Here is a 270-nt window from a genome sequence, read left to right on the forward strand (position 1 = left end):
GTGGTTTAAAGTTCAGGCTCATAGTCAAATGCTCCCGAGTCATAAAGTGATTGCCAGTTGTTATCGTCTACATCAATAAGTTTAAAATCTTCTCCATCTGCATAATCAATACAAAAGCACATAGCTTCAGCACGAGATCTAAACATTAAAGGCTGTTCAACTTTGTTAAAGCCCAATGCGTACTCGTCTATTGATTGCATATATTGAAGATAAAAATTCATAGCGCAGCCTGATTCCATTCACTTTTGTTATATTCAACACTTGCTAAGT

Annotated in this window: 1 protein-coding gene; it reads right to left on the reverse strand. The window is 35.9% G+C overall.

Translation table 11 applies throughout. The features are described from left to right. Nucleotides 1–5: 5 nt before the first annotated feature. Nucleotides 6–221, reverse strand: a complete 216-nt coding sequence (locus CJF42_RS25935; RefSeq protein ID WP_141235698.1) for a hypothetical protein — start codon at nt 219–221, stop codon at nt 6–8. Nucleotides 222–270 lie beyond the last annotated feature (49 nt).

Source organism: Pseudoalteromonas sp. NBT06-2 (genome assembly GCF_002276045.1).
Taxonomy (GTDB): domain Bacteria; phylum Pseudomonadota; class Gammaproteobacteria; order Enterobacterales; family Alteromonadaceae; genus Pseudoalteromonas.

Coding starts and splice junctions, on each gene's coding strand:
- CJF42_RS25935 (WP_141235698.1), bottom strand. CDS start 221: ATGAATTTTTATCTTCAATATATGCAATCAATAGACGAGTACGCATTG.